The organism is Planococcus sp. 11815 (assembly GCF_051096385.1).
In the GTDB taxonomy this organism is placed as follows: Bacteria; Bacillota; Bacilli; order Bacillales_A; family Planococcaceae; genus Planococcus; species Planococcus citreus.
The window spans coordinates 2,412,733-2,435,248 of record NZ_CP096991.1; the positions used below are offsets into that span (position 1 = coordinate 2,412,733).

General features: G+C 45.0%; 19 protein-coding genes. 5 read left to right on the forward strand and 14 right to left on the reverse strand.

Going from position 1 to position 22,516, the window contains the following annotated elements; all coding sequences use genetic code 11:
• Positions 1 to 76 precede the first annotated feature (76 nt).
• Together M1Q06_RS12235 and M1Q06_RS12240 are read right to left on the reverse strand one after the other, a co-directional pair.
• The gene (locus M1Q06_RS12235; protein WP_121298084.1) at positions 77 to 286 is read right to left on the reverse strand and encodes a hypothetical protein; all 210 of its coding nucleotides are present in this window, start codon (positions 284 to 286) and stop codon (positions 77 to 79) included.
• A gap of 203 nt (positions 287 to 489) precedes the next feature.
• On the reverse strand, positions 490 to 1,452 hold the full coding sequence (locus tag M1Q06_RS12240) for a N(5)-(carboxyethyl)ornithine synthase (RefSeq protein ID WP_434402874.1): 963 nt from the start codon (positions 1,450 to 1,452) through the stop codon (positions 490 to 492).
• Positions 1,453 to 1,952: 500 nt separating this feature from the next.
• Here M1Q06_RS12240 and M1Q06_RS12245 point away from each other — a divergent pair, with 500 nt between their 5' ends.
• Entirely contained in the window at positions 1,953 to 2,747 is a 795-nt protein-coding gene (locus M1Q06_RS12245) for a glycoside hydrolase family 16 protein (RefSeq protein ID WP_434399767.1), read from the forward strand.
• Positions 2,748 to 3,055: 308 nt separating this feature from the next.
• Here the strand turns inward: M1Q06_RS12245 and M1Q06_RS12250 are convergent, their stop codons facing one another.
• From M1Q06_RS12250 to M1Q06_RS12285, 8 genes are all read right to left on the reverse strand, one after another.
• Complete coding sequence (locus tag M1Q06_RS12250; protein ID WP_434399768.1) at positions 3,056 to 4,360, reverse strand: O-antigen ligase family protein; 1,305 nt, start codon at positions 4,358 to 4,360, stop codon at positions 3,056 to 3,058.
• 42 nt (positions 4,361 to 4,402) lie between these two features.
• Entirely contained in the window at positions 4,403 to 5,923 is a 1,521-nt protein-coding gene (gene murJ, locus M1Q06_RS12255) for a murein biosynthesis integral membrane protein MurJ (protein WP_434399769.1), read from the reverse strand.
• A gap of 211 nt (positions 5,924 to 6,134) precedes the next feature.
• Positions 6,135 to 6,755, reverse strand: a complete 621-nt coding sequence (locus tag M1Q06_RS12260; protein WP_434399770.1) for a YveK family protein — start codon at positions 6,753 to 6,755, stop codon at positions 6,135 to 6,137.
• A 386-nt stretch (positions 6,756 to 7,141) separates the two neighbouring features.
• Positions 7,142 to 8,203, reverse strand: coding sequence for a glycosyltransferase family 2 protein (locus M1Q06_RS12265; RefSeq protein ID WP_434399771.1), 1,062 nt, complete (start codon positions 8,201 to 8,203; stop codon positions 7,142 to 7,144).
• A 182-nt stretch (positions 8,204 to 8,385) separates the two neighbouring features.
• A complete protein-coding gene (locus M1Q06_RS12270) occupies positions 8,386 to 8,946 on the reverse strand; it encodes a sugar transferase (RefSeq protein ID WP_434399772.1) in 561 nt (186 codons plus the stop codon).
• 127 nt (positions 8,947 to 9,073) lie between these two features.
• Entirely contained in the window at positions 9,074 to 10,315 is a 1,242-nt protein-coding gene (locus M1Q06_RS12275; RefSeq protein ID WP_434399773.1) for a DegT/DnrJ/EryC1/StrS family aminotransferase, read from the reverse strand.
• A gap of 316 nt (positions 10,316 to 10,631) precedes the next feature.
• Entirely contained in the window at positions 10,632 to 12,527 is a 1,896-nt protein-coding gene (locus M1Q06_RS12280) for a polysaccharide biosynthesis protein (RefSeq protein ID WP_434399774.1), read from the reverse strand.
• Positions 12,528 to 13,016: 489 nt separating this feature from the next.
• A complete protein-coding gene (locus tag M1Q06_RS12285) occupies positions 13,017 to 13,634 on the reverse strand; it encodes a GntR family transcriptional regulator (protein ID WP_434399775.1) in 618 nt (205 codons plus the stop codon).
• Between the two features lie 202 nt (positions 13,635 to 13,836).
• Here M1Q06_RS12285 and garR point away from each other — a divergent pair, with 202 nt between their 5' ends.
• The 4 genes from garR to M1Q06_RS12305 all read left to right on the forward strand — a co-directional run bounded on the left by garR (position 13,837) and on the right by M1Q06_RS12305 (position 18,554).
• Positions 13,837 to 14,727 carry a 2-hydroxy-3-oxopropionate reductase gene (garR, locus tag M1Q06_RS12290; RefSeq protein WP_434399776.1) on the forward strand — a complete coding sequence of 297 codons (891 nt, stop codon included), beginning with the start codon at positions 13,837 to 13,839 and terminating at the stop codon, positions 14,725 to 14,727.
• Positions 14,728 to 14,730: 3 nt separating this feature from the next.
• On the forward strand, positions 14,731 to 16,170 hold the full coding sequence (locus M1Q06_RS12295; protein ID WP_434399777.1) for a four-carbon acid sugar kinase family protein: 1,440 nt from the start codon (positions 14,731 to 14,733) through the stop codon (positions 16,168 to 16,170).
• A gap of 61 nt (positions 16,171 to 16,231) precedes the next feature.
• Positions 16,232 to 17,068, forward strand: a complete 837-nt coding sequence (locus tag M1Q06_RS12300) for a class II fructose-bisphosphate aldolase (RefSeq protein WP_434399778.1) — start codon at positions 16,232 to 16,234, stop codon at positions 17,066 to 17,068.
• A gap of 142 nt (positions 17,069 to 17,210) precedes the next feature.
• The gene (locus tag M1Q06_RS12305) at positions 17,211 to 18,554 is read left to right on the forward strand and encodes a GntP family permease (RefSeq protein ID WP_434399779.1); all 1,344 of its coding nucleotides are present in this window, start codon (positions 17,211 to 17,213) and stop codon (positions 18,552 to 18,554) included.
• 163 nt (positions 18,555 to 18,717) lie between these two features.
• Here M1Q06_RS12305 and M1Q06_RS12310 read toward each other — a convergent pair whose 3' ends face one another.
• The 4 genes from M1Q06_RS12310 to M1Q06_RS12325 form a co-directional block, all read right to left on the reverse strand.
• On the reverse strand, positions 18,718 to 18,990 hold the full coding sequence (locus tag M1Q06_RS12310; RefSeq protein WP_434399780.1) for a glutaredoxin family protein: 273 nt from the start codon (positions 18,988 to 18,990) through the stop codon (positions 18,718 to 18,720).
• Positions 18,991 to 19,039: 49 nt separating this feature from the next.
• Entirely contained in the window at positions 19,040 to 21,496 is a 2,457-nt protein-coding gene (locus tag M1Q06_RS12315) for a heavy metal translocating P-type ATPase (RefSeq protein ID WP_434399781.1), read from the reverse strand.
• Between the two features lie 25 nt (positions 21,497 to 21,521).
• Complete coding sequence (locus M1Q06_RS12320; protein WP_434399782.1) at positions 21,522 to 21,962, reverse strand: CopY/TcrY family copper transport repressor; 441 nt, start codon at positions 21,960 to 21,962, stop codon at positions 21,522 to 21,524.
• A gap of 233 nt (positions 21,963 to 22,195) precedes the next feature.
• A complete protein-coding gene (locus tag M1Q06_RS12325) occupies positions 22,196 to 22,411 on the reverse strand; it encodes a YgaP family membrane protein (RefSeq protein WP_241663150.1) in 216 nt (71 codons plus the stop codon).
• Positions 22,412 to 22,516: the final 105 nt, after the last annotated feature.

Genomic DNA, 22,516 nt, shown 5'->3' on the forward strand with positions numbered 1-22,516 from the left:
TTGGTTTTCTTCTATATAATATGGATATTCATTTTTCGTAAACTGGTTATCTTTCTTTCATTTCCACAACCATTCCTTAAATGGTTCGCCGGGATTCTTGCGGAACTGGCGTTTTCTCGATCGTGGCCTGCGAGATTTTTTTATGGAGCTGGCTCAATAAATAAAGCCCCCTGAACATGCAGCCGAACAGGATGCCGAAAGCCAATATCCCGCCATATAACGGCCCGAACATGAACAATATATAGCCCAATAGCGAGCTGAAAAGTATAGACCAAAATAATTTCATGCCATTCCTCCTAAAGTATCTATTCAGCACACAGGGTTAACCCCGAAATTCATCAGAAATCTACTTCATTATCATGAGATAAACCAATCAACTTATTATATATTGGCGGGTTCTAGGCCGCAATGACTATTTCGAAAGATAGCGGCATAATAAAATCCGCCCTTGTCGACGTGACAAAGGCGGATCATTGGTTTCTTCTATTATTAGACGGTCAATCCGCGTGCTTGGCGGAATTCAGTGATGCGCTCATCTTTGATGATGCCGTCTTCGATGACGATGGCATTTTGGACCATTTCGGACATATGGCCTTCAAGCAACTCATCAAGCATTGGCGCAAAGCCGGTGCTGAGCACTTTCGTAATCGTGTGCGGGAACATCGCCGGCGTGTTGTCAACGGCGTAATGAATGATCCCGTCCACAGTGTAGACCGGGTTGTCGATCGTCGTCGGAGTCGAGGTTTCGATCTCGAGTTCCGGGTCGCAGCTGACGTCGATAATCATCGCGCCTTTTTTCAAGCGCTTCAGGTCTTCGCGGTAGATGATGCGGTCGGTGCGCGTCGTGTCCCACATGATGCAGTTGACGAGCACATCGTAATCGACCATTTTCTCGCGGAACAAGGCTTCAGCGCGGCGGCCGTAAACGTCCACTTCCGCACCAAGTCCATGAAGGATGCGCATTGCGCCTTTTGCCGTATGGCCGTTTCCGAGAATCGCGACACGCGTCTCATACGGCATCTTGCCGCAATGCTGGTAAGCCTGCAGCACAGCTGCTTCGCCGGCCACTTCACGGTTGCGATAGAAAATATAACGCCCGCCTTCGAATAACTCTTCCCAAGCGACAACCGTATGCTTGCCAGCAATCGCGCCATCCGTGAACTTAACGTCCTGGATCGCATGCGCCCAGCCGATCAACAACTTGCCGTCTTCCAATTGATCGAAATAATCCGCAAAGCCCAATTTCACATCGACAATCGCGTCGCAAGACAAGACTTCATCACGCGTGGCGATATGAACGCCCATCGCACGATAATCTTCATCCGTCAGGCCGAGTACCTCGCCGTAGCCTTGCTCAAAATACAAACGCTCCGGATGTGCCACTTGCTTCAAATCTGCCGGCAAAATCGCCCGCCGCTTCTCGTTATTCTTGCGGCTAATTACAAAACCCATCGTCTTCAAAATCCATTCCCCCATTTTCTCTCGGCAAAGCCGTTAAACCCATATTATCATGAAAACCCTTTCAACAGCGTATTCTGACAGTGGTGATTTTGTGTCCCTACTTAGCACTTAAAAGCCCAACATTATTCCTTGGCTCAGAACATCGGTATCAAGACTCGAACCCTATAGATGAATTGATTAGGCGCCGGAAAGAGTCATGATTCTACCAGACATAATTTTTCATACTTTAATGCGTACCCTAAAGTTGCGAAATATTTTTAAGTAGACTAAAATCCAAATCACCTATAGTTTTCTAAAAATTCTGAATAAAATGGTGCATATGACTATTACCCCGCTTTTAAATTAATGTTAAGTTTAAAATATATGAATGAAAACAAAAAATATTAAGCAATGAAAGCATTTCCTATACCGTGTAGAAAAAACGATGATTTTATTTTCAATATCCCTTCAATGACGAATTCAGCATTTAAAGAAATGAGGTGAATTAAGTCATGAAACGAACTTTTCACTTGATTTGTACTTCACTGATATTACTTTGTACACCAGAACACACAGTTCTTGACCAAAAAACCGAAAACTTTTTTGGATACAGAGAAGAGGCAATTATGCGGACGAATTCTAATTTACCCTGGAAACTTGCTTGGCAAGAAGATTTCGAGGGGCCAACTATAAATTCTGAATCGTGGAATGTACTAGAGGATGCTTTTGGGTGGGGAAACCGGAAACAACATTTAAAACCCCAAAACGTCACAGTGGAAGACGGAATGTTAAAGGTCACGACAAAAGAGGAATGGTCTGAAGGAATGCCCTATACTTCGGGCGCGGTGACCACGAAAGGGAAAGTCAACTTTCAACAAGGGAAGATTGAAGTGCGGGCTAAGCTGCCTTCGGGGCGGGGAATTCTTTCTGCTATTTGGCTGTGGACAGAGAACGGAGATCAATTTCCTGAAATTGATATCGTTGAAATACTCGGCCAGGAACCAGGCAGGGCTTGGTCGACTATTCACTACGATATTCGTGGAATCTATGCAAAACAAAGTGGATTTGTCGATCTACCCGATCTAACCAAAGATTTTCACACCTATGGAATCGAATGGTATTCAGACAGCATTACTTTTTTGGTTGACGGCGCGCCAGTATCCACTATCCCTAAGTACTTTGAAGATCAAGATATGTATTTGTTCATCTATACAGTAGTAGGAGGCGACTGGGTCGGGGAACCCGATAGCACTACTGAATTCCCGAAAGAAATGCTCGTAGACTGGGTGAGATATTACAAGAATTAAAAAATGGAAATCCCTATGCGCGGATATACGAAGAGATAATTTCAAGAAAGTTAGCGAGCGTGATTCGACTGTTTGGATAACGAACATGAACAACTCGTCATTACAGGCAATGTTAGCCATACTGCAAATTGAATTAGCCGAAGCACAAATTCCATTTACAAAATTAAAAGTGCCAATGAAGGACCTTTTTATTTAGCTTCTCACTTTCCACAGCATGAATTGACCATTATCCATCTCCAATTCTTTTGGCAAGATTTCTCGCCATTCACCTTAGCGGGGTATTCCATTGAACAATAAAAAAACCATCTTCATTTCAGGAAGTTATTTGAATAAAGAAGAGGTACAGTAATAAAGAATATGGTAAACAATGAGCCAACGTAGCCTATGGTGAAAAAAGATACGCTCTCTATCAAACAATAAAATAAAAGTGATACCAGTGCGGATATATAAATAATTCCTGCCTCTCTATCGGCGCGTTTGAGGACCCAATATCTATTAACCATCAGAACAAAAATGACTATATAAAACAGAAATAAGGCTAAGCCGCCTTTTACTAAAGTTTCAATATAAAAGCTGTGAAGTTCTGTGACAGTGTAACCAAGATTACGGAAATAATTAATACTGGTGAATTCACCTACACCAAAAAACCAGTTTGTTTGATTTAATAATTTTATGCCTTCTAGCCAAAAACTAAATCTTCCCGTCGTCCCTGTTTCTTCCCGGATTAGCATACTTGATATAAAATTGTTTGCTGTAGGGTTAAACCACAGCAGAAAGAAAATCGGGAAAGAAATTAAAGCTAAAGATAAGTTTCTCACCAGGCTTTTTTTCATAGTGAATAACATGAAAACCAATCCAAAAACAACAGTTGCAGCGATCCCCCCTCGAGAGATCGTCAAAAGTAGGCTTATGCCTAAAAAGAAAAAAGTTAAATAATATATCTTTTGTTTCTTTACTAACAATAAATAGGTATTCGCGACAATTGAAAAGAAAATAATCTGGGCGAAACCATTTCTATTTGTATAGAAAGAGCTGAAATTAACGTCATACGCACTTTCGATTTCAAGAATGTTTATCATTCCCTGAAAATTAATTACTAAATTGTACAGGCAGGATAGTACCCCGAGGATTACAATGCTTATGAAAAAGTTCGTCAGTCCTTTTTGCGTAATTTTTAATGCGGAGGGCACACAAACGAATATAATAAAACTCATTACTGTGCCAACTGCATTTATCACATCTATGTAATCCATATCTATAGGCAATAGAATTGCCGAATAAATCGTCGCACTTTGAGAGACGATCAAAAAGAATAACAAGAAAACAAAATCTTTATCGATATTCTTCTCAGTAAAGAAAAGAAAATATACAAATAGCAATATCACTTGTATTGTAAATCCCACACCTACTACCAAATTATAAACCCCATAATCGTTCAATCCTGGGATGATAGCACCCGCGACGATAACAGGCGCTATGGCCACCACCAAACAAATTACCAACAATTCGATTATATAATTTTGATTTTTTACATGAAGTGTATTTTCCAAATGAATCTTCCCCTTTTTAGAAAAGACTTCAACCAAATTAATGCAAGTAATGATTTTCAGCATCATAAGACTCCTGAAGCAATTTCGGCTACTGACTTATAATGCCTATTGTTTAGCAAATAGTCTCACTTTGAATCCATTAACTATGGTATTAACTTCTTTTATATTCATTAAGTAGATAAATATAAAATACGCCAAAGCACCAACAGCGATGCTGATCAATAATGACAAAACAAAAGTGATATACAGACTTAAAATCATGAACGATACCTTAACAATGACTCCCATAATTGCAGAAGCAAGCATGATCTTCATAAAAGAAGCCACTATATTTTTAAAATCAAGTGACCCGATTTTGCGTTTAAGACTTGCGATTAATAATGCCGTACAAAAGATAATGGAAAGACTGGTAGCTAATGCTAACCCACTGATTCCCATATATTTCGATAACATTAAACTTAATATAATATTCAATGCTACAGCTATGACAGCATTTATCATGGGAATTTTACTATCTTGCAGAGAATAGAAGACCGACGATACCACATCCCTTAACGCATAGCCGATTAACCCTATTGAATAGTAAAACAATGCATTGGCAGTCATGAATATCGCTTCGTTATCAAATGCACCTCTTCCATATAACATCGTAACAATCTGTTCAGATAAGATCATAAACCCTGAGATTGCCGGGATAACCAAAACCATCATGCCTATAATTACATCCGATAAAATTTCCTTAAGTCCTGCTATATCGCTATTGGCTGCTTTTTTGGACAATAAAGGCAGCAACACCGTGTATATGGATGCAACAACTACCGCTAATACAAAATTAGATAAGGTATTTGCATATTCCAAGGCCGAGATTCCTCCTACCGACACAGTGGAGGCTATAGATTTATTTACAATCAGATTAATTTGATTAACTGAAGTTCCAATAATGACCGGAATGGCAATGAGGATTATTCTTCTTATATTTTTGTCTTTGAAATCCAAGATAATTTCATAACGATAACCTTTTCTATAAGCATGTAATAGAAGCATTAAAAATTGGATGAAAGTGGCAAAGACATATCCAATCGCTAATACAATCACGTCTGAATGATAACTTACAGCAATCGATACAATTAATACGATGCTAAAAGGGATTCCGATAATTGTTGAAATAAAAAAGCTCTCTTTAACTTGTAGAAACCCCCTGAATATATGGGTCAATATATTGAAATATATACTGATAAAACTTATTCTCGTGAATAGAATGGCCATCGATAATATGTTTTGATCAAATCCTGGAGCTACTACATTAATAATGAGTTCAGTGAAAATTATTCCAAAAACCAATACGATAGTGCAGATTATCAACAATAAATTTATTAGTTTGTTGGTAAACCTTAACCCCTCTTGAGAATTAATGTTTTGGATTATATTGGTCAATAAAGGAATATATCCAGTAGCGATGCCTGTTCCTATCAGGAAGAAAAAAACACTGGTTATAGTTAAAGCAATCAAATAGACATCACTCGTACTGGAAGTACCATAAAAATACGCTAATGTTAAATCCCGTGCAAAACCGATGATTTGTGCAATGAGAGTTAAAATCATAATAATGAATACAGTTTTTTTCATTTGGATTCATCAGACCTTTGGGGATTTGGCTTATGATTCTTAGGTGGTCATTTAGCGTTTCCTCTCTTGCAGAAATGCAGCAAAGCCTTCCCCTCTCCTTACTCCAGCAGCATTCTAAAATAATTCTTCCTGGAGCAATTATTTTAGAATGCTGCTGGAAAGAAAAATCAAGATGATAGGATACCGAGAAATGGAACTCTGGAAATGCCTTCTATTCTTCCAGTTTTTTTGTTTTATTCATATATACCAGGAGGAGAACGATCCCTAATGCAAGCATCACCCCAATAATTGCAGCAACTGCCATATTGAGTATCGGGTTTGGCGAAACCGGAACCGGGTCCCCCTTAAATGCCGCTGGTGATAAGATGGTGACATTATCGACGTTCATCAATTCCTGAATAACCGTTTCAAAAACCGTGGCTGTCGTATTCGCAATTTCCGTTGCCATTTCGGGATTTTCATCTTTCACAGTAATTGTAATTAGCTGTGTTTGTTCAGTATTGCTGACGCTGATTTTGTCGCTTAACTTAGCCCTAGACATATCAAGATTCAATTCATCCATCACCTGATCGAGGATTATAGGGTTCTTGAGAATGCCAGTATAAGTACTGGCCAATTGCAAATTGGCTTGAATATTTTCATTCATCAAGAGCTCTGCTTCTGCAGGGCTTTGGTTGACGAGAATCTCGGTCGATGCCTCATAGACAGGCGATAGCACGAAATACGAGATAAGGCCGACAATAGCGATTGAAAGAACTGTCACCAAAGCTATAAGTCCAATACGCTTGCGTATCGTGTTATAGATGTCCTGTAATCTGATAGTTTCTTCCATTGAACTGGCCACCCCTTTAGGATCGTATTTTACTAATAAGCTTTAATCTTCCATACATTTACTCATATCATAGTCTAATTTCTTAAAAAATGAAACATATTTTACTGATTATTCAGACTTTTTAATCATATCTATCTCGTACTTTACTCCTTTAAATTTATTTCTTGATCTACAAGAAATAAATGATTGATTCCCTGAATCTTTTAAAGAACAGAAATTGCCCATATGAAAAGCCCACTCCTCTAGGAAACAGGCTTTCTCTCGATGTATAGCACAGTCCAAACAGGTAATTACCATGTCCCTCCTGCTTCACGCGGCCTCATTAATTAGATTTTGATCGTTTCAAGGTACTGAGCGAACCACACCAAACTGAGGCATGTTTTCAATCAAGTAAATCCTTTTCTCCCAAATTTCCCTCTTCCATTGAATTGTTTTTTAATGAGATTATAATATCCATTCAAAGGAAACCCAAAAACCACATAGCCTTTAAAAGCACCAAGTATCCAAGTAAGCTGGATAACCGCTATTATTGACATTCCCACGAATATTTCTTTTTTCTCAAAAATCTTTGTGGATAAAACCCATAAAAATGCAAGGTAAAAAACTATATTAAACAATAAAAATAGAGAAACCAAGCCAGTATCAACAATAGCAAGCAGAATGGAAATCACTAGCATGAAAAGAAAGACAAGAGGGACAAGATGTGATAGCCGTATGGATTCTTCATGCTTTTTCGCTGTTTTTATCCGCCAATAGCCATAATTAAAATATTGTTTAGCTAATTTTTTCAATGTGTTTCTTGGAAAGTAATCAATAACAATGTCGGGGTCTAACACTATCGTTTTGTGAGTGGCCTTTCTCAATCGGCAGTTTAATTCAACATCTTCATTTATTAGCCAATCCTCATCCCATCCACCGACCTTTAGTAGATCCTCTCTCAACCATGCCCCCGGAAACAGGGTGTCCACTTCAATTCTCTTTTTGCTATAGCGGAACTCTGCCCCTCCTATTACCCATTTATTCGAAACCGCTTTAGATACGATGCTTGAAGTTTTATCATATCCTTTTGCATTCGTCCTTCCGCCAAAGTTGCAGTATTCTGCTGAATGCTTATCCAGTTGGTCATATATTCGGCTGAGATAGTCTTCTGGAATGGTGCTGTGGACATCCAGCCTTATAATATACTGCCCTCTACTTGCTTGAAGTCCGACGTTTAAAGAAGAAGCAATATACCTTTTAGCATTGTGCAATATTTTGATAGTAAATTCCGTATTATTTTCATTTAGTTTATTTAGCTTCTCCAAGGTATTATCAGTTGAATCTCCATCGATGAAGATGACCTCTACCTTTTGACGGGATATATTCTTTTGTTTCAGCAAGGAGTGATAGAGAGATTCAATAAAAGGCTCTTCATTAAATACGGGAACCAATACACTGATGTTATACATAGCGTCCTCCTATCTACAAATGATCATATTTTTGATATTTGCATCCTGTAGATTGATATTTATAGCGGAAGTGCCTCTCCTTGCCTTAAATCTTTTCTGATAAACGTTAGAATTTTCATCGTATGGATAGTGACATCCCTTTTCCATAGGTACGGACTGATGATTCAAGTCGACAAGTTAATTCATCTGGCCCCATACCCTGTACAAAGTATTTTCACAGTGGTTAACATAATCTTTAAATCCAATAACACACTTTTATTCTTTATATAGTACAAATCGTAGTCCAAGGTTTCAGCCGGAGTTAATTCGTACCCGCCATTTATTTGTGCCCACCCTGTCAGCCCGGGTTTAACCGCTAATCTATCGTTAAAGTTTGGCATAACTTTCTCGAACTGTTCTTTGAGTTCAGGCACTTCCGGTCTTGGCCCTACGAGCGACATATCGCCTTTGAGTATATTCCACAACTGCGGTAACTCATCGATGCGTGTTTTCCGGATGAATTTCCCTACCTTGGTAATTCTATTATCATTGGCGAGCGTCCACAGCGGGCCGTTTTTATCAGCATCCGTATACATCGATCGCAATTTATACATCTTAAAAACCTGTCCGTCTTTTCCTAACCTTGTTTGCGAATATAAAGGCCCCCCCTTACTTTCCAATACAATTAGAAGAGCAAAAAACAAAGTTATGAAAATAGCGAACGAAAAAACAACTAAGATTAACGCAGTTTCAAAAACTTTCATTCCCTCTCACTCTCCTTCGCCTTGCCTCAAGAGTCTTTTATTCACAGACTTTGAATTGCCGCTAGTTGCCGATTGGACCATCTTCCATTGCGATTTAAAATTAAACGTAAATATATTGCCAAGTCATTCACATTCTATCCCGTGGAGATGGCGGGGTTGCCATTCCTTTTTGGCTATTGCTTATCAAGCGAATTAAATTCTCTTCCGCAAAGTCTTTTGGTTTCCGCAGAGGAATTTGATTAATCGTTTTAACAATACGATCGATATCTTCTATTTCCAAAGTAGAGTAAAGAGGCAATGACATGATCTCGCTAAACCATTTTTCTGTATTTGGCAAAAAACTTTGGCTTCCAAATTCTCTGTATGCAGTCATCATATGTACCGGTATAAAATGTACACTTGTACCGATATTCTTCTCTGCCAAATAATCGATCAGCTCATCTCTACTCATCGGAAACTCTTCAGTAACCCGAATGATGAATAGGTGCCATGCATGTTTTGACGTCCCCCCATCGACTTTTTGAAGTTCAAGCCCTTTCACTTCCGATAAGCCTTTAATATAGATCTGTGCTTTGGATTCCCTATTGTTCTGCATTTCCCCAAGCCGCTCCAATTGGGCGAGTCCTAGGGAAGCTTGGACATCAAACATATTATATTTGTAGCCGGGTTCTTGAATGTCGTACATCCAGCTGCCGCCCTGAGCGTACCGTTTCCATGCGTTTTTATTCATCCCGTGAGTGATTAAAACCCTTGCCCGATCGGCAATTTCTTTACTTTCCGTAACGAGCATGCCACCCTCACCCGTTGTCAGGTTTTTTGTGGCATAAAAACTGAAAGAAACTGTTCCTAAGGCTTGATTGCCTAGTCTTTTGCCTTTGTATTCGGTATAAATGCCGTGTGCTGCATCTTCTGAAACGAACAAATTGTATTTCTTAGCAATGCCATAAATCCTGTCCAAGTCACAAGCCTGTCCCGCATAATGAACTGGAACAATGGCTTTAGTCCGATCAGTTATTTTTTCCTCGATTTTCTCAACATCCATCAACCCCGTTTTAGGATCAATATCGACAAACACCGGAACTGCGCCAACGTGAAGGATTGTGCTTACGGACGCAGCGAAAGTCATCGATGTGGTGATTACCTCATCCCCCGGCCCGATATCAGCCGCGACAAGAGCGATATGCAAAGCTGCAGTACATGAATTCATCGCTACAGCATATTTCGCCCCAACGAACTCCGCAAATTTCTTTTCGAATTCAATTGTTTTCGGGCCTTTCGCTAACCAGCCCGATTGTAATGTTTCAACGACTTCTTTTATCTCCAATTCCGTGATATCAGGAAGGCAATATGGGATGAATTTTTCCGTCATGTAAATACCCCTCTCTTTACCGGTAATGCTGAAAAAGATATTTCCTCACTAGAAGTCCAGATTAGTAATGTCTATTTATAGACTGTTAGGTGATTTGTGCGAGCGATATATTTCCTTTTTGCCGCTTTTCAACAGAGGAATTCATGCCGATTTCTCCTGTGAAAAAAGTTAAAGTATGGTACGATTCATCATCCCAATCTCTGATAAATTGAATGCTTCCTTTGCCAATGGGATTTGGCTAGATAAAATCGATTCAGTGAAAATAACTTATCCTTCACTTAATGAAATGCCTATACGTTTGGGTGACAGTAAGAAATCAATAATTCGATGACTTATTAAGAATTTCCATATTTTTTGTCCATTTCAATTCTTCGTATTTTAAATTAGCTACGCTCGGCTTTTGAATTTCTTCATGCTTCCGATTAGCCAAGCCGATAAGCACTTTCTTCACTTCTTGGGAATCCATTATCGGAAACTTCTCCATAAATTGCAGCAGCTCCCTTTCTGCACATGGATTCGCCTTGCCGATATATATCTTCGGAAATACCATCTCGCTCTGGATCTCGTCCTCCTTCAACAGTTCTTCGTACAGTTTTTCGCCAGGCCGGATTCCTACTTCCTGAATCGGAATATCCAACTCCGTATAGCCTGACAATCGGATCAGGTTGCGTGCGAGGTCGACGATTTTAACTGGTTCGCCCATATCCAGCACGAACACTTCACCTCCTTCAGCAAGTGTTCCTGCTTGAATCACAAGCCTCGATGCCTCTGGAATCGTCATGAAATATCTTGTCATGCGGGAATCCGTTATCGTTATTGGGCCACCTGCCTCAATCTGTTTTTTAAATAAGGGAATCACTGACCCCCGTGAACCAAGTACGTTGCCGAAGCGTACTGCTGCAAATTTCGTTTTGCTGCGTTTCGCGAGGTTCTGAACAAGCATCTCAGCAAAACGTTTTGTTGCGCCCATGACATTTGGAGGGTTTACGGCTTTGTCGGTCGACACCATCACGAAATTCTTGACGCCGCTATTATGTGCCGCATCCGCAACATTCTTCGTACCAAAGATATTGTTCTTAACCGCTTCCAGCGGATTTTCTTCCATTAATGGAACATGTTTATGCGCAGCTGCATGGTAAACCACATCCGGTTTATATGTTTCCATGATCGTGAACATCAATTCCCTGTCCTGGACATCAGCAATGATTGGAATGACCTCACTATCCGGTGTCACATTCTTCTGTAATTCCATGTCAATCGAGTAAATTGAGTTTTCGCCGTGTCCGAGAAGCAACAGCTTTTCCGGGCAAAAGCGTTTGATCTGACGGGAAATTTCAGAACCGATCGAGCCTCCTGCACCAGTGACAAGAATCGTCTTACCGGTCAATTGATCAGCAATCAGATCCATATCAAGCTGGATTTCGTCCCGTCCAAGGAGATCTTCGATTTTAACATCACACATATCTGTAACAGAAACCTTTCCCGTTAAAATGTCTTCTATCATGGGAACGGTCTGGGTGTGGATGCCGGTATCAACACAGAGCTTCATGAGCTCTATCCTTTTTTGGCGGCTGATTGAAGGAATCGCAACAATGATGCGTTCGATTTTATTATTTTTAACAATGTCATTGATGGAATCCATTCCGGAGTTGGCCACAGGGACCCCGTGAATTTTATAGCCGTATTTTTTAGGGTCATCATCCAGGAACAGCACTGGCAAAAGACCATTTTCCGGATTGGACTGCAATTGTCTTGCCACTATCCCGCCTGCCGCCCCCGCTCCGATAATCAAGGTCGGTTTCAGATGATTTGCCTTGCCACTAGAGCTGGTCCCGCGGAAAATACGCCACGATAAACGGGATCCTCCGATCAGTAAAAGATGCAGCATCCAAGTAACGGCGAGAGTGCGCACTAACACATCGCCATAGAAGAGATATTGCACCAGCCCAACAGCAACAATCGAAAAACTTACTGATTTAAAAATCAGTATCAATTCACAAACCGACGCATATTCCCACAATCTCCGATACAAACCGAAATACGCAGCGAAACCAAAATGCGCCGCAAAGATGGCTACTGCACTTGCAATCAATAGTTCACTCCCAAACGGATTTGTCAGTGGATATAACAGATAAAAACCGATAAAAATCGAGAAGAATACGATAAGAGAATCCACTGCGATGAGTATAAGAATAATTTTTGATAGATTCATACCACCACTCTCCTCATCTTGATATGGTGTATATTTAGTGAAAAATTTGAATATTCATTAAATTAAAATCATTGTATCACGCCTTTTAGCCTATGTCACTACGAAATATTTATATTTTTTTAATAAACATAAATCTTTAGAACTATAAAAATTTATAAAGTAATTTTATTGTATTTAATTAGTGTAATAAGAACTACTTTCATCAATTATTTCTGTGTCCCTGTGTACCACACAATTTCGTCGTCGTTCTTTCTGGAAATTCCACGTGCCGCAAGGGTTCGTGAAAACATTTTTTCTGATGCGCCCCTGTGCGCCACACAATTTAAAGAAGCATCCATCCGTTTTCACGGATGGATGCTTCTTTTTTCTAACGAATTGTGTCTTGCACAGGGACGTTTCCGCGCCAAAATCCCGCCCCATCAGCGTTTCTGTCTTGTGAATTGTGTCTAACACAGGGACAGAAGACGGGAAACCAAACCCGAAAAGCCCCTACCCCTTCATACGGTTCAAGCAGAACTCCAGGTCTAGCTGCAGATGCGCTTTCATGAGCCGTTCCGCTTCGTCTGCATCGTGGCTGGCGATGGCTTCGTAGATGTCTTGATGTTCGTCGATCAACAGCGGGCGTTTGTGGTAGACGACCGTCTTGCGGAACAGGTAGATGATCGATTGCATGCGTTCGAAGATGTCGATCATGACGGGATTGTTCGTGGCGCCGACAATGATTTCATGGAATTCCTTGTTCGCCGCCATGACTTCTTCCATCGTGCCGGTACGGCCGACTTCGACGCATCCACGCAATTTGTCCAGATCGCCTTCGCCCATGTACATCGCACAATGGCGCACGGCGAAGCCTTCGAGCAAGGTGCGCACTTGGAAGACGTCGCGCAAGTCGCTGTCGCTCGGGTTGACGACGCGTTTGTCTTTGATGAGCCCTTCTTGCTCGAGCTTGCGGATGGAATCGCGCACCGGCGTCCGGCTGATGCCCATCTCTTCGGCGAGCCGCTCCTCCACCAATTTCGTGCCGCGCTCGAGTTCACCGTTCAGGATCCGGTCCCGGATATATTCGTAAGCTTGGATATACGCAAGCTGTGTGGCTTTTTTGGTCATGCTAATCGACTCCTGGCTAATTTATTTCTCCTTACAAAGTATAAGTTCTATTGGAAAAATTTAAAAGCCACTATATTTTTTGTATACATTTTAAAATATTTTGTATACAAAATGAATGATAATGTGTACTATATTGATTAATACCAAAATGAAAGCGCTATTATGTATGGCAGCTTTGTGAATTTGAAGGGAGCAATCATCAATGAACAAAACGATAGGATTTATCGGGCTCGGCATCATGGGCAAACCGATGTCATTGAATTTACTGAAAGCAGGCTACCAAGTGTCGGTCAATGACCTCAACACAGAGGCTGTCGACACACTTATCAGAGCCGGCGCACAATTCGCCACCCCTGCAGAAATGGGTGCAACCTGTGATGTCGTCATCACAATGCTTCCAGCGTCCCATCACGTGAAACAAGTCGTCCTCGGCGACAACGGCATTTTGACGAACGCCACACCAGGAACGGTCATCATTGATATGAGCTCGATCTCCCCTGTCGCTTCGGTTGAAATTGCCAACGAAGCAGCGAAGCGAGGCGTCGACATGATTGATGCACCTGTTAGCGGCGGAGAGCCGAAAGCCATCGATGGCACCTTGGCGATTATGGCGGGCGGAAAAGAAAGCGTTTTCGAATCCGTCAAAGATGTCTTCGAATGCGTCGGCTCCGATATCGTCCTTGTCGGTGATAACGGCAGCGGCGTCACCGCTAAACTCGCGAACCAGATTATCGTCAACTTGAACATTGCGGCGATGTCCGAAGCGCTCGTACTTGCAGCGAAAGCCGGCATCGATGTGGAGAAAATGTATCAAGCGATCCGCGGCGGCTTAGCCGGCAGCGCAGTGCTCGATGCTAAAGTGCCGTTGATCCTCGACCGTAATTTCGTAGCAGGCGGACGCATCGACATTAATTTGAAAGACATGACGAACGTGATGGAGACCGCACACGAAATCGGCGTGCCGCTTCCGCTTTCGAGCCAACTAGTGGAGATTTTCCACGCCTTGAAAGTCGACGGCAAAGCAGCCGACGACCACGGCGGAATCGTCCAATACTATGAAAAGTTAGCGAATGTCGAAGTAAGGAAGGTGTAACGGATGGCTCATTCTGAAATTCTAAACGCACACGACGTGCTTGCTTCATTACCGGCAGTTCCGGACGCCGCAAAAGTAGACGCAATGCTTGAGCAAGAGCTGCTTGATTTCAATAAAAAAATCATCGTGCTCGACGACGATCCGACCGGCGTGCAAACCGTCCACAGCGTTTCAGTCTACACCGACTGGACAGCAGAAAGCATCGACGCTGGATTTAAGGAACAGCAGTCGATGTTCTTCATCCTCACCAATTCCAGAGGCTTTACGGCAGCGGAAACAAAACAAGCGCATGAAGACATCGCGCGCGTTATCCAAGAAACCGCCGCGAAGCACGATAAAGACTTCATCATCATCAGCCGCGGCGACTCGACCTTGCGCGGCCATTACCCACTCGAAACCGAAGTGCTGAAAAACACGGTCGAATCCGAATCCGATCGTTCATTCGACGGCGAAGTCATCATGCCGTTCTTCCAAGAAGGCGGCCGCTTGACCATCAATAACATCCATTACGTCCAGGACGGCGAGCAGTTGGTGCCGGCCGGTGAAACCGAATTCGCGAAAGACCGCACGTTCGGCTATACGGCATCGCATCTCGGCGAATGGGCAGAAGAAAAGTCAAATGGTGCCTTCAAAGCACAAGACGCGGTCTATCTGTCGCTCGAAGACATCCGCGCATTGCGCATCGATCATCTCGTCGACCAGCTGATGACTGTTACGGATTTCAATAAAGTGATCGTCAACGCCGTACAGTACGTAGATGCCAAAGTCGTCGTCATCGCCTTGATCCGCGCGATGAACGCCGGCAAGCAGTTTATGTTCCGCAGCGCAGCGGCCTTGACGAAAATCATCGGCGGCATCAGCGACAAAGCCTTGCTGACGAAAGAAGAACTGATCACTGAACCGAGCGACAACGGCGGGCTCATCATGATCGGCTCCCATGTGAAAAAGACCACTGAGCAATTCGAAGTGTTGAAGACGTGCGACTTTATCGAATTCATCGAGTTCGATGTCCATCTGGTCTTGCACCCCGAACAATTCGAAGCGGAAATCAACCGCGTCATCGACACGAGCGAGCGCTTGATTCGTGAGGGCCAGACCGTCGCTGTCTACACGAAACGCGAACGGCTCGACCTCGGCGACAACCAGCAAGAAGAAGAATTGAAGCTGTCGGTGAAGATTTCGGACGCCGTCACGAGCATCGTCAAAAATCTCCACGTGCGCCCGAGCTTCATTATCGCAAAAGGCGGCATCACCTCGAGCGATATCGGCACCAACGGCCTAAGCGTCCAGCGCGCCACGGTCGCGGGCCAGATCCAACCCGGCATTCCGGTATGGCTGACGGGCAGCGAAAGCAAATTCCCTGGAATGGCTTACGTGATTTTCCCGGGCAATGTCGGCTCGAAAACCAGTTTGAAAGATGTATCGGAAATCCTCCACGGATAAGCAAGGCGGCACTTGCCGCTTGCCATCCATGTAAGCGAATACAATAAAAGGCGGTGTGTGAATGTTTATCCAAACAAAAGAAATGTTACAAGCGGCACAAGCCGGACACTACGCGGTCGCCGCATTCAATGTTTACAGCCTCGAAACCTTGCAGGCTGCAATCCAGGCAGCGGAACAAGAAAACCAGCCCGTCATCATCGCGCTCGGCGAACGTTATTTCGGCACTGTCGACGTCGAAGGCTTTGCGGCACTCACGAAAACTTTGGCGGAAAAAGCGTCCGTCCCGGTGTCCTTGCATCTCGACCACGCGTACGAAAAAGAATCCATCATCCGCGCGATTGCTTGCGGCTTCACGTCCGTCATGTACGACGGCTCGAAACATGAGCTCGAACAAAACATCGCCTACACGAAAGAAATCGTCGAACTGGCGCATCAGGCAGGCGTCAGTGTCGAAGCGGAAATCGGCTCCACTGCCCGCGGCGCGTTCTCCGATGAAGAAGAAGGCACCGGCGCCTTGACGGACCCCGCGTCCGCTAAAGAATTCGTCGACCAAACCGGCGTCGATTTCCTCGCCGCATCGATCGGCACCGTCCACGGCATGTACACCGGCGAACCGGATATCAAACTCGGGCTACTCGACGACATCCGCCAAGCTGTCGGCGTCCCGCTCGTGCTCCACGGCGGCTCGGGCACTCCGGACGATACGATGCAACAAGCGGTCGCCAAAGGCATCTGCAAAGTCAATGTCAATACGGAAGTGTCGCTCGCTGCGACAAAGTATTTGAAACAAGCGGCCGATCAGCCGATGCACCTGTCCGATATGATGGCCGGCATGCAACAAGCCATCACGCCGGTCATGGCGCGATTTGTCCGTCTGTTGAAAAATCCGGATGCTTGATTGATTTATTGCGAATAACAAGCTTTATTATTTGAGGGAAATTTTTGCATTCATTAAAAAATTAAGGCTCATATAGGCAGCGCCACTGGCTTCTAGGCTATAAGCTGCCCCACCAAACTTTACCGATAAGGGAGATGTTCACATGGTTACAGGAAATTTGTTGATTGTGATTTTTGTTCTGTCGCTCGCCGCTTTGTTTTTTGCCATTCTTAAATTAAAAATCGAGCCATTCCTTGCCTTGATTACTATCGCCGTGCTCACTGCGCTCGCAATCGGCATGCCGCTGCAAGACGTGGCATCGACCGTCACGACCGGATTCGGCAATACGCTTGCAGGCGTCGGGATCCTCATCGGCCTTGGCGTCATTTTCGGCCAATTCCTCGGCGCGTCCGGCGCGGTCGAGAAAATCGCACAAGCGGTTTTGAAAGTGTTCGGCATCCAACGCTCCCCGGCAGGCCTTGCCTTGACCGGTACCGCTGTTTCGATTCCGGTATTCTTTGACGCTGCTTTCGTCATCTTGAGCGGCTTGATCCGTTCGCTTTCCAGCAAAACCGGCATTTCGGTCATCAGCTTCGTCACGGCTCTCGGTGTCGGCTTGATCGTGTCGCACAATATGATCGCCCCGACACCCGGCCCGCTTGTCGTTGCAGAAAACACCGGCGCTGAACTTGGCCTGTTCATCATCTACGGCATCATCGTCGCCATTCCAGCGACATTGGTCGGCGGTTATCTTTACGGCATGTTCATCGGAAAACGCGTCAAGCATTCCGGCGAAATCGAAGAAATCATCGTGGAAAAAGAAGACTTGCCGAAAAAAGAAATCAGCACGGCCTTGAGTTTCTTCATGCTGGCATTGCCGATCGTGTTGATCTTGGCAAATACAGTGTCCCAACTTTTGGTGCCTGAAACTTCTGTTTCCAGCTTCTTTGGATTTGTCGGTGAGAAAAACGTTGCCCTCTTGATCAGTGTGTTCGCAGCGATTATCTTCCTGCGCCCTTATATTTCCATCCCGAACAACCGCTTGTATAGCGAAGCCATCAACTCTGCCGGTATCATCATCCTGATCACAGGAGCCGGCGGTGCATTCGGTGCCGTCATCAACAACAGCGGCATCGGCGATCACTTGATCTCAACAATGCAAAGCTGGAGCATTCCGGTACTCTTGCTGGCATTCATCTTCTCGCAGATCCTGCGCGCTTCACTCGGCTCGGCAACTGTCGCGCTCGTCACCACTTCGAGCATTCTCGGGCCAATGGTCGCAGAACTCGGCGTCTCCCCGATCCTTTTGGGTCTCGCCATCTGTGCCGGCGGAATCGGCTTGTCCTTGCCGAACGACTCAGGCTTCTGGGTCGTCAACCGCTTCGGGAAACTCACTGTTCCCCAAACGCTTCTTGCCTGGACTGGCGGCGGTTTCATCGCCGGCGTCACTGCACTGATCACCGTCTTTATCCTGAACTTGTTCTCAGGGATTTTGCCTGGGCTGTAAGGAATAAAAAAATATGTAAAAAAGCCGCTTCCATTTTTGATGGAAGCGGCTTTTTGGTATAAAGATATGTCGAATTGTGTTGAACACAGGGACAAGCGACAAACGAAATCCCGGTGCGACAACATTCTGCCTCTGTGAATTGTGTCCAACACAGGGACAAAATCTACAACAACAAGTCCACTATCTCCTGGCGGTTCCGTTCGAAGCCGATGAAATGATGCGTCAGCTTCTTGCCGAACAATCCCTTTTTATAGAAGGCGAATACCGGCACGATCTTGGCGCCGGATATGTTTTTCATGTCTTGTTCGAGCGACGGGTCCGCGCCAACGTCTTTATGCTCGTACGGGATGTTATGCTCTGCCAGATAAGCTTTCGCGTCCTGGCAATCTGAGCAAGTCAGGCGCGTATAGAGCACCAATTCCGTTTTGTTATCCATTTCCATCAAACTCCTTTCATTTTCTACTATTATCCACTCAACTCACCCATCAAACCGCAGCTGGTTTGAAGTTTTTTAAGCGCAAGGCGTTGAGCAGTACCGATACGGAACTGAAGCTCATCGCCGCAGCCGCGATCATCGGGTTCAAGAGCGGTCCGCCGAACAAGTACAGGATGCCCATGGCAATCGGGATGCCGAGTACGTTGTAGGCGAATGCCCAGAACAGGTTTTGCTTGATGTTTCTGATAGTCGATTTGCTCAATTGAATCGCTGTCGGCACGTCCATCAAATCGCTGCGCATCAAAACGATGTCCGCCGATTCCATGGCAACGTCCGTTCCGGAGCCGATGGCGATGCCGATGTCGGCTTGCGCGAGCGCCGGGGCGTCGTTGATGCCATCGCCGGCCATTGCCACTTTATTGCCTTGTGCCTGCAATTTCTTCACTTCGTTCGCTTTTTCTTCTGGCAAGACTTCGCTCAATACTTCGTCAATGCCAACTTGCTTGGCGATTGCTGCGGCGGTCAATTTATTATCGCCCGTCAGCATCACTACTTTGATGCCCATGTCCTGAAGCTTGCGGATGGCATGGACGCTCGATGGCTTCACCGTATCGGATACGGCGATGATGCCTGCAAATTCTCCGTCCACAGCAACGAACATCGGGGTCTTCCCTTGATTCGCAATGCGGTCAGACGCTGCTGCAAATTCGCCGAGCGCAATTCCGGAATCGTCCATCAGCTTGCGGTTGCCGAGCAGGATTTCTTTTCCTTCAATTAATACTTCGATGCCGTGGCCAGGGATCGCGTTAAAACGCTCCACCGATTTCAGCGTCAGTTGTCGCTGTTCCGCGCTTTTGACGATCGCTTCGCCGAGCGGATGTTCCGAGCCTTTTTCAGCCGATGCGGCAAGGCTCAGCAATTCGTCTTCTGATAAACCATCTTGTGCAATCAATACATCAGTCACGGTCAATTTGCCTTCCGTGATCGTCCCGGTTTTATCGAAAACGATCGTATCGATGGCGTGCGTCGTCTCGAGTGCGCCGCCGCTTTTAATCAAAACGCCATGTTCTGCGCCTTTGCCGGTGCCGACCATGATAGCCGTTGGCGTCGCAAGACCGAGCGCACAAGGGCAGGCAATGACCAAGATGGAAATGGCGATCGTGAAGGCGAACAAGCCCGACTGTCCGCCAATATACCAAGCCAGTCCGGAAAGAATGGAAATAGCGATGACGATCGGCACGAAATAGCCGGAAATGATATCCGCCATTTTGGCGATCGGCGCTTTGGATCCTTGTGCGTCTTCCACCAATTTGATGATCTGGGCCAACGCCGTATCTTTGCCGACTTTGGTTGCTTCGTAGCGGATCGCGCCGTTTTTGTTGATGCTCGCCCCGATGACGCGGTCGCCGGCAGCTTTTTCGACCGGCATGCTTTCGCCCGTCAGCATCGATTCATCAATCGCTGTCGCACCTTCTACAACAATGCCGTCGACCGGCAGCTTCTCGCCGGGCTTAACGACGACGATATCGCCCGTTTCCACAGCGTCGACGGGAATTTCTGTCTCCACGCCATCACGTACGACGACCGCTGTTTTCGGTGCCATGCCCATCAATTTCTTGATCGCTTCGGACGTTTTTCCTTTCGACAGCGCTTCAAAATATTTCCCTAAAGTAATCAAAGTCAAAATCACGGCGGCTGATTCGTAATAAAGATTCGTCGTGTACCCCGTATTGCCCATCAAGACGAAAACAGTCGCGATAACGCTGTAAATGAAAGCCGCACTAGTTCCCAGCGCAATCAGCGAATCCATATTCGGATGGCCTTTGAATAAAGTCTTGAAGCCGACCGTGAAGAAGTTTTTGCCAAGAACCATTACCGGTATGGTCAGCACGAGCTGCACCAGCACGAAGTTCACAGGATTAAACATCGGGTCAACCACTGCTGGTAGCGGCATGCCGATCATATGCCCCATCGAAATCAACAACAACGGAATCGTCAATGCGCCGGACATCCAGAAGCGCCGCCACATCGAGTGGATATGCTGCTGTTTTTTCTCACGATCCTGATCGGCAGTTGATTCGCCGTCGATATCCTCGATTGCTGTATAGCCAGCATCCGCGACTGCAGCTTTGATATCATTCACTGTGATTTGTTGCGGGTCAAAGCGGATGACCATTTTCTCGGTGGCCATGTTGACGTTCGATTCTGCGACGCCATCTAGCTTTCTCGTTGCTTTCTCGACCGATTGCACACAGGATGCACAGGTCATTCCTTCAATCGTGAAGGTTTTCGTTTCGGCAGGGGCCAGCGCTTTATAGCCGGCTTGTTCCACCGCTTCGTAAATCTCTTCTATTGAAACCGCTTGTTCATCAAAGCGGACTTTCAGTTTCTCGGTCGCGAGATTGACGCTCGCTTCTTCCACACCGGATAGTTTGCCGGCGGATTTCTCGACGGACTGTGCGCACGAGGCACACGTCATCCCTTCGATTGTCAATAATTTCTCCATTGCGTTTCACCTCTCTATTTTAAAATCAATGCGTGCTGCACTTGCACTGGCCCGGCACGCAATTGCATGCCACTTCATCGACCGCGTGTTTCTTTTTGTCATTGAGTACTTGCTGAATTAATTCAACATCCTGATGGCTAAGTGGCGCCTCTGACAGCATATCCGCGATCGTCTTGCCCGCCTGCTTATGGCAGATCTGATCGAACAGCCGGTGCGCGGCCGTTTTCACGCTATCCTCTTCGCTGATCGCAGCCGAATAAATGTATTTATTGCCTTCCGGCTCCGCGAGCAAAAAGCCCTTCTTCACCAAGCGGCCAATAAACGTCTTGGCCGTCGCCGGCTTCCACTCTTTTTTCGCCTCCAGCACATCGACGATATCTTTACTCGTCGCCTCGCCAAGCGTCCAAACTACGCGCATGATTTCCCGCTCTGATGCCGTCATCTCCACTTTCTCTTCAACTGCCATTTTGCATGCCTCCCTTTTCGTTTACAATTGTAATCGATTGACCTTAGTTTACAACTGTAATCTTTTTTAGTCAACCCTTCTAGCTCGGTTCCTGCTCGGTTCCCTGTGTTGCGCACAATTCGACGGGCGCATCCCTTGGTGTATAGGCATTTCGCTGTTGGATTGTCCCTGTGTTAGACACAATTCTGCAAGCACAAAAAAACGCCCCCAGCTGTCGCCGGAGACGGTCTCTCTTACTTCAAAAACTTCGAACCTTCTAAATTCAATGCATCTGCCACAGGGCAATAATAAGTTATGCCTTCCCCGACTTTCTGCGCGCCGGCAAATGCCACTCCGAGCTGTACAGCGGACGTGCCTTCACGCGCCATTTTCGCCGTCGCATACGCAAGCAACGTCAAGCCGCCGGCAATGCGAAACATCGAGTTATACGTGCCGATATTTTTCTTCACGGTAGCGCCTCCTCTTGAGATAATAGTCAGTTTAAAAATTCCCCATATTCATATGTCTAAACAAACCTCTTCACTGGGGCTCCCTGTGCTCCATACAATTCGACG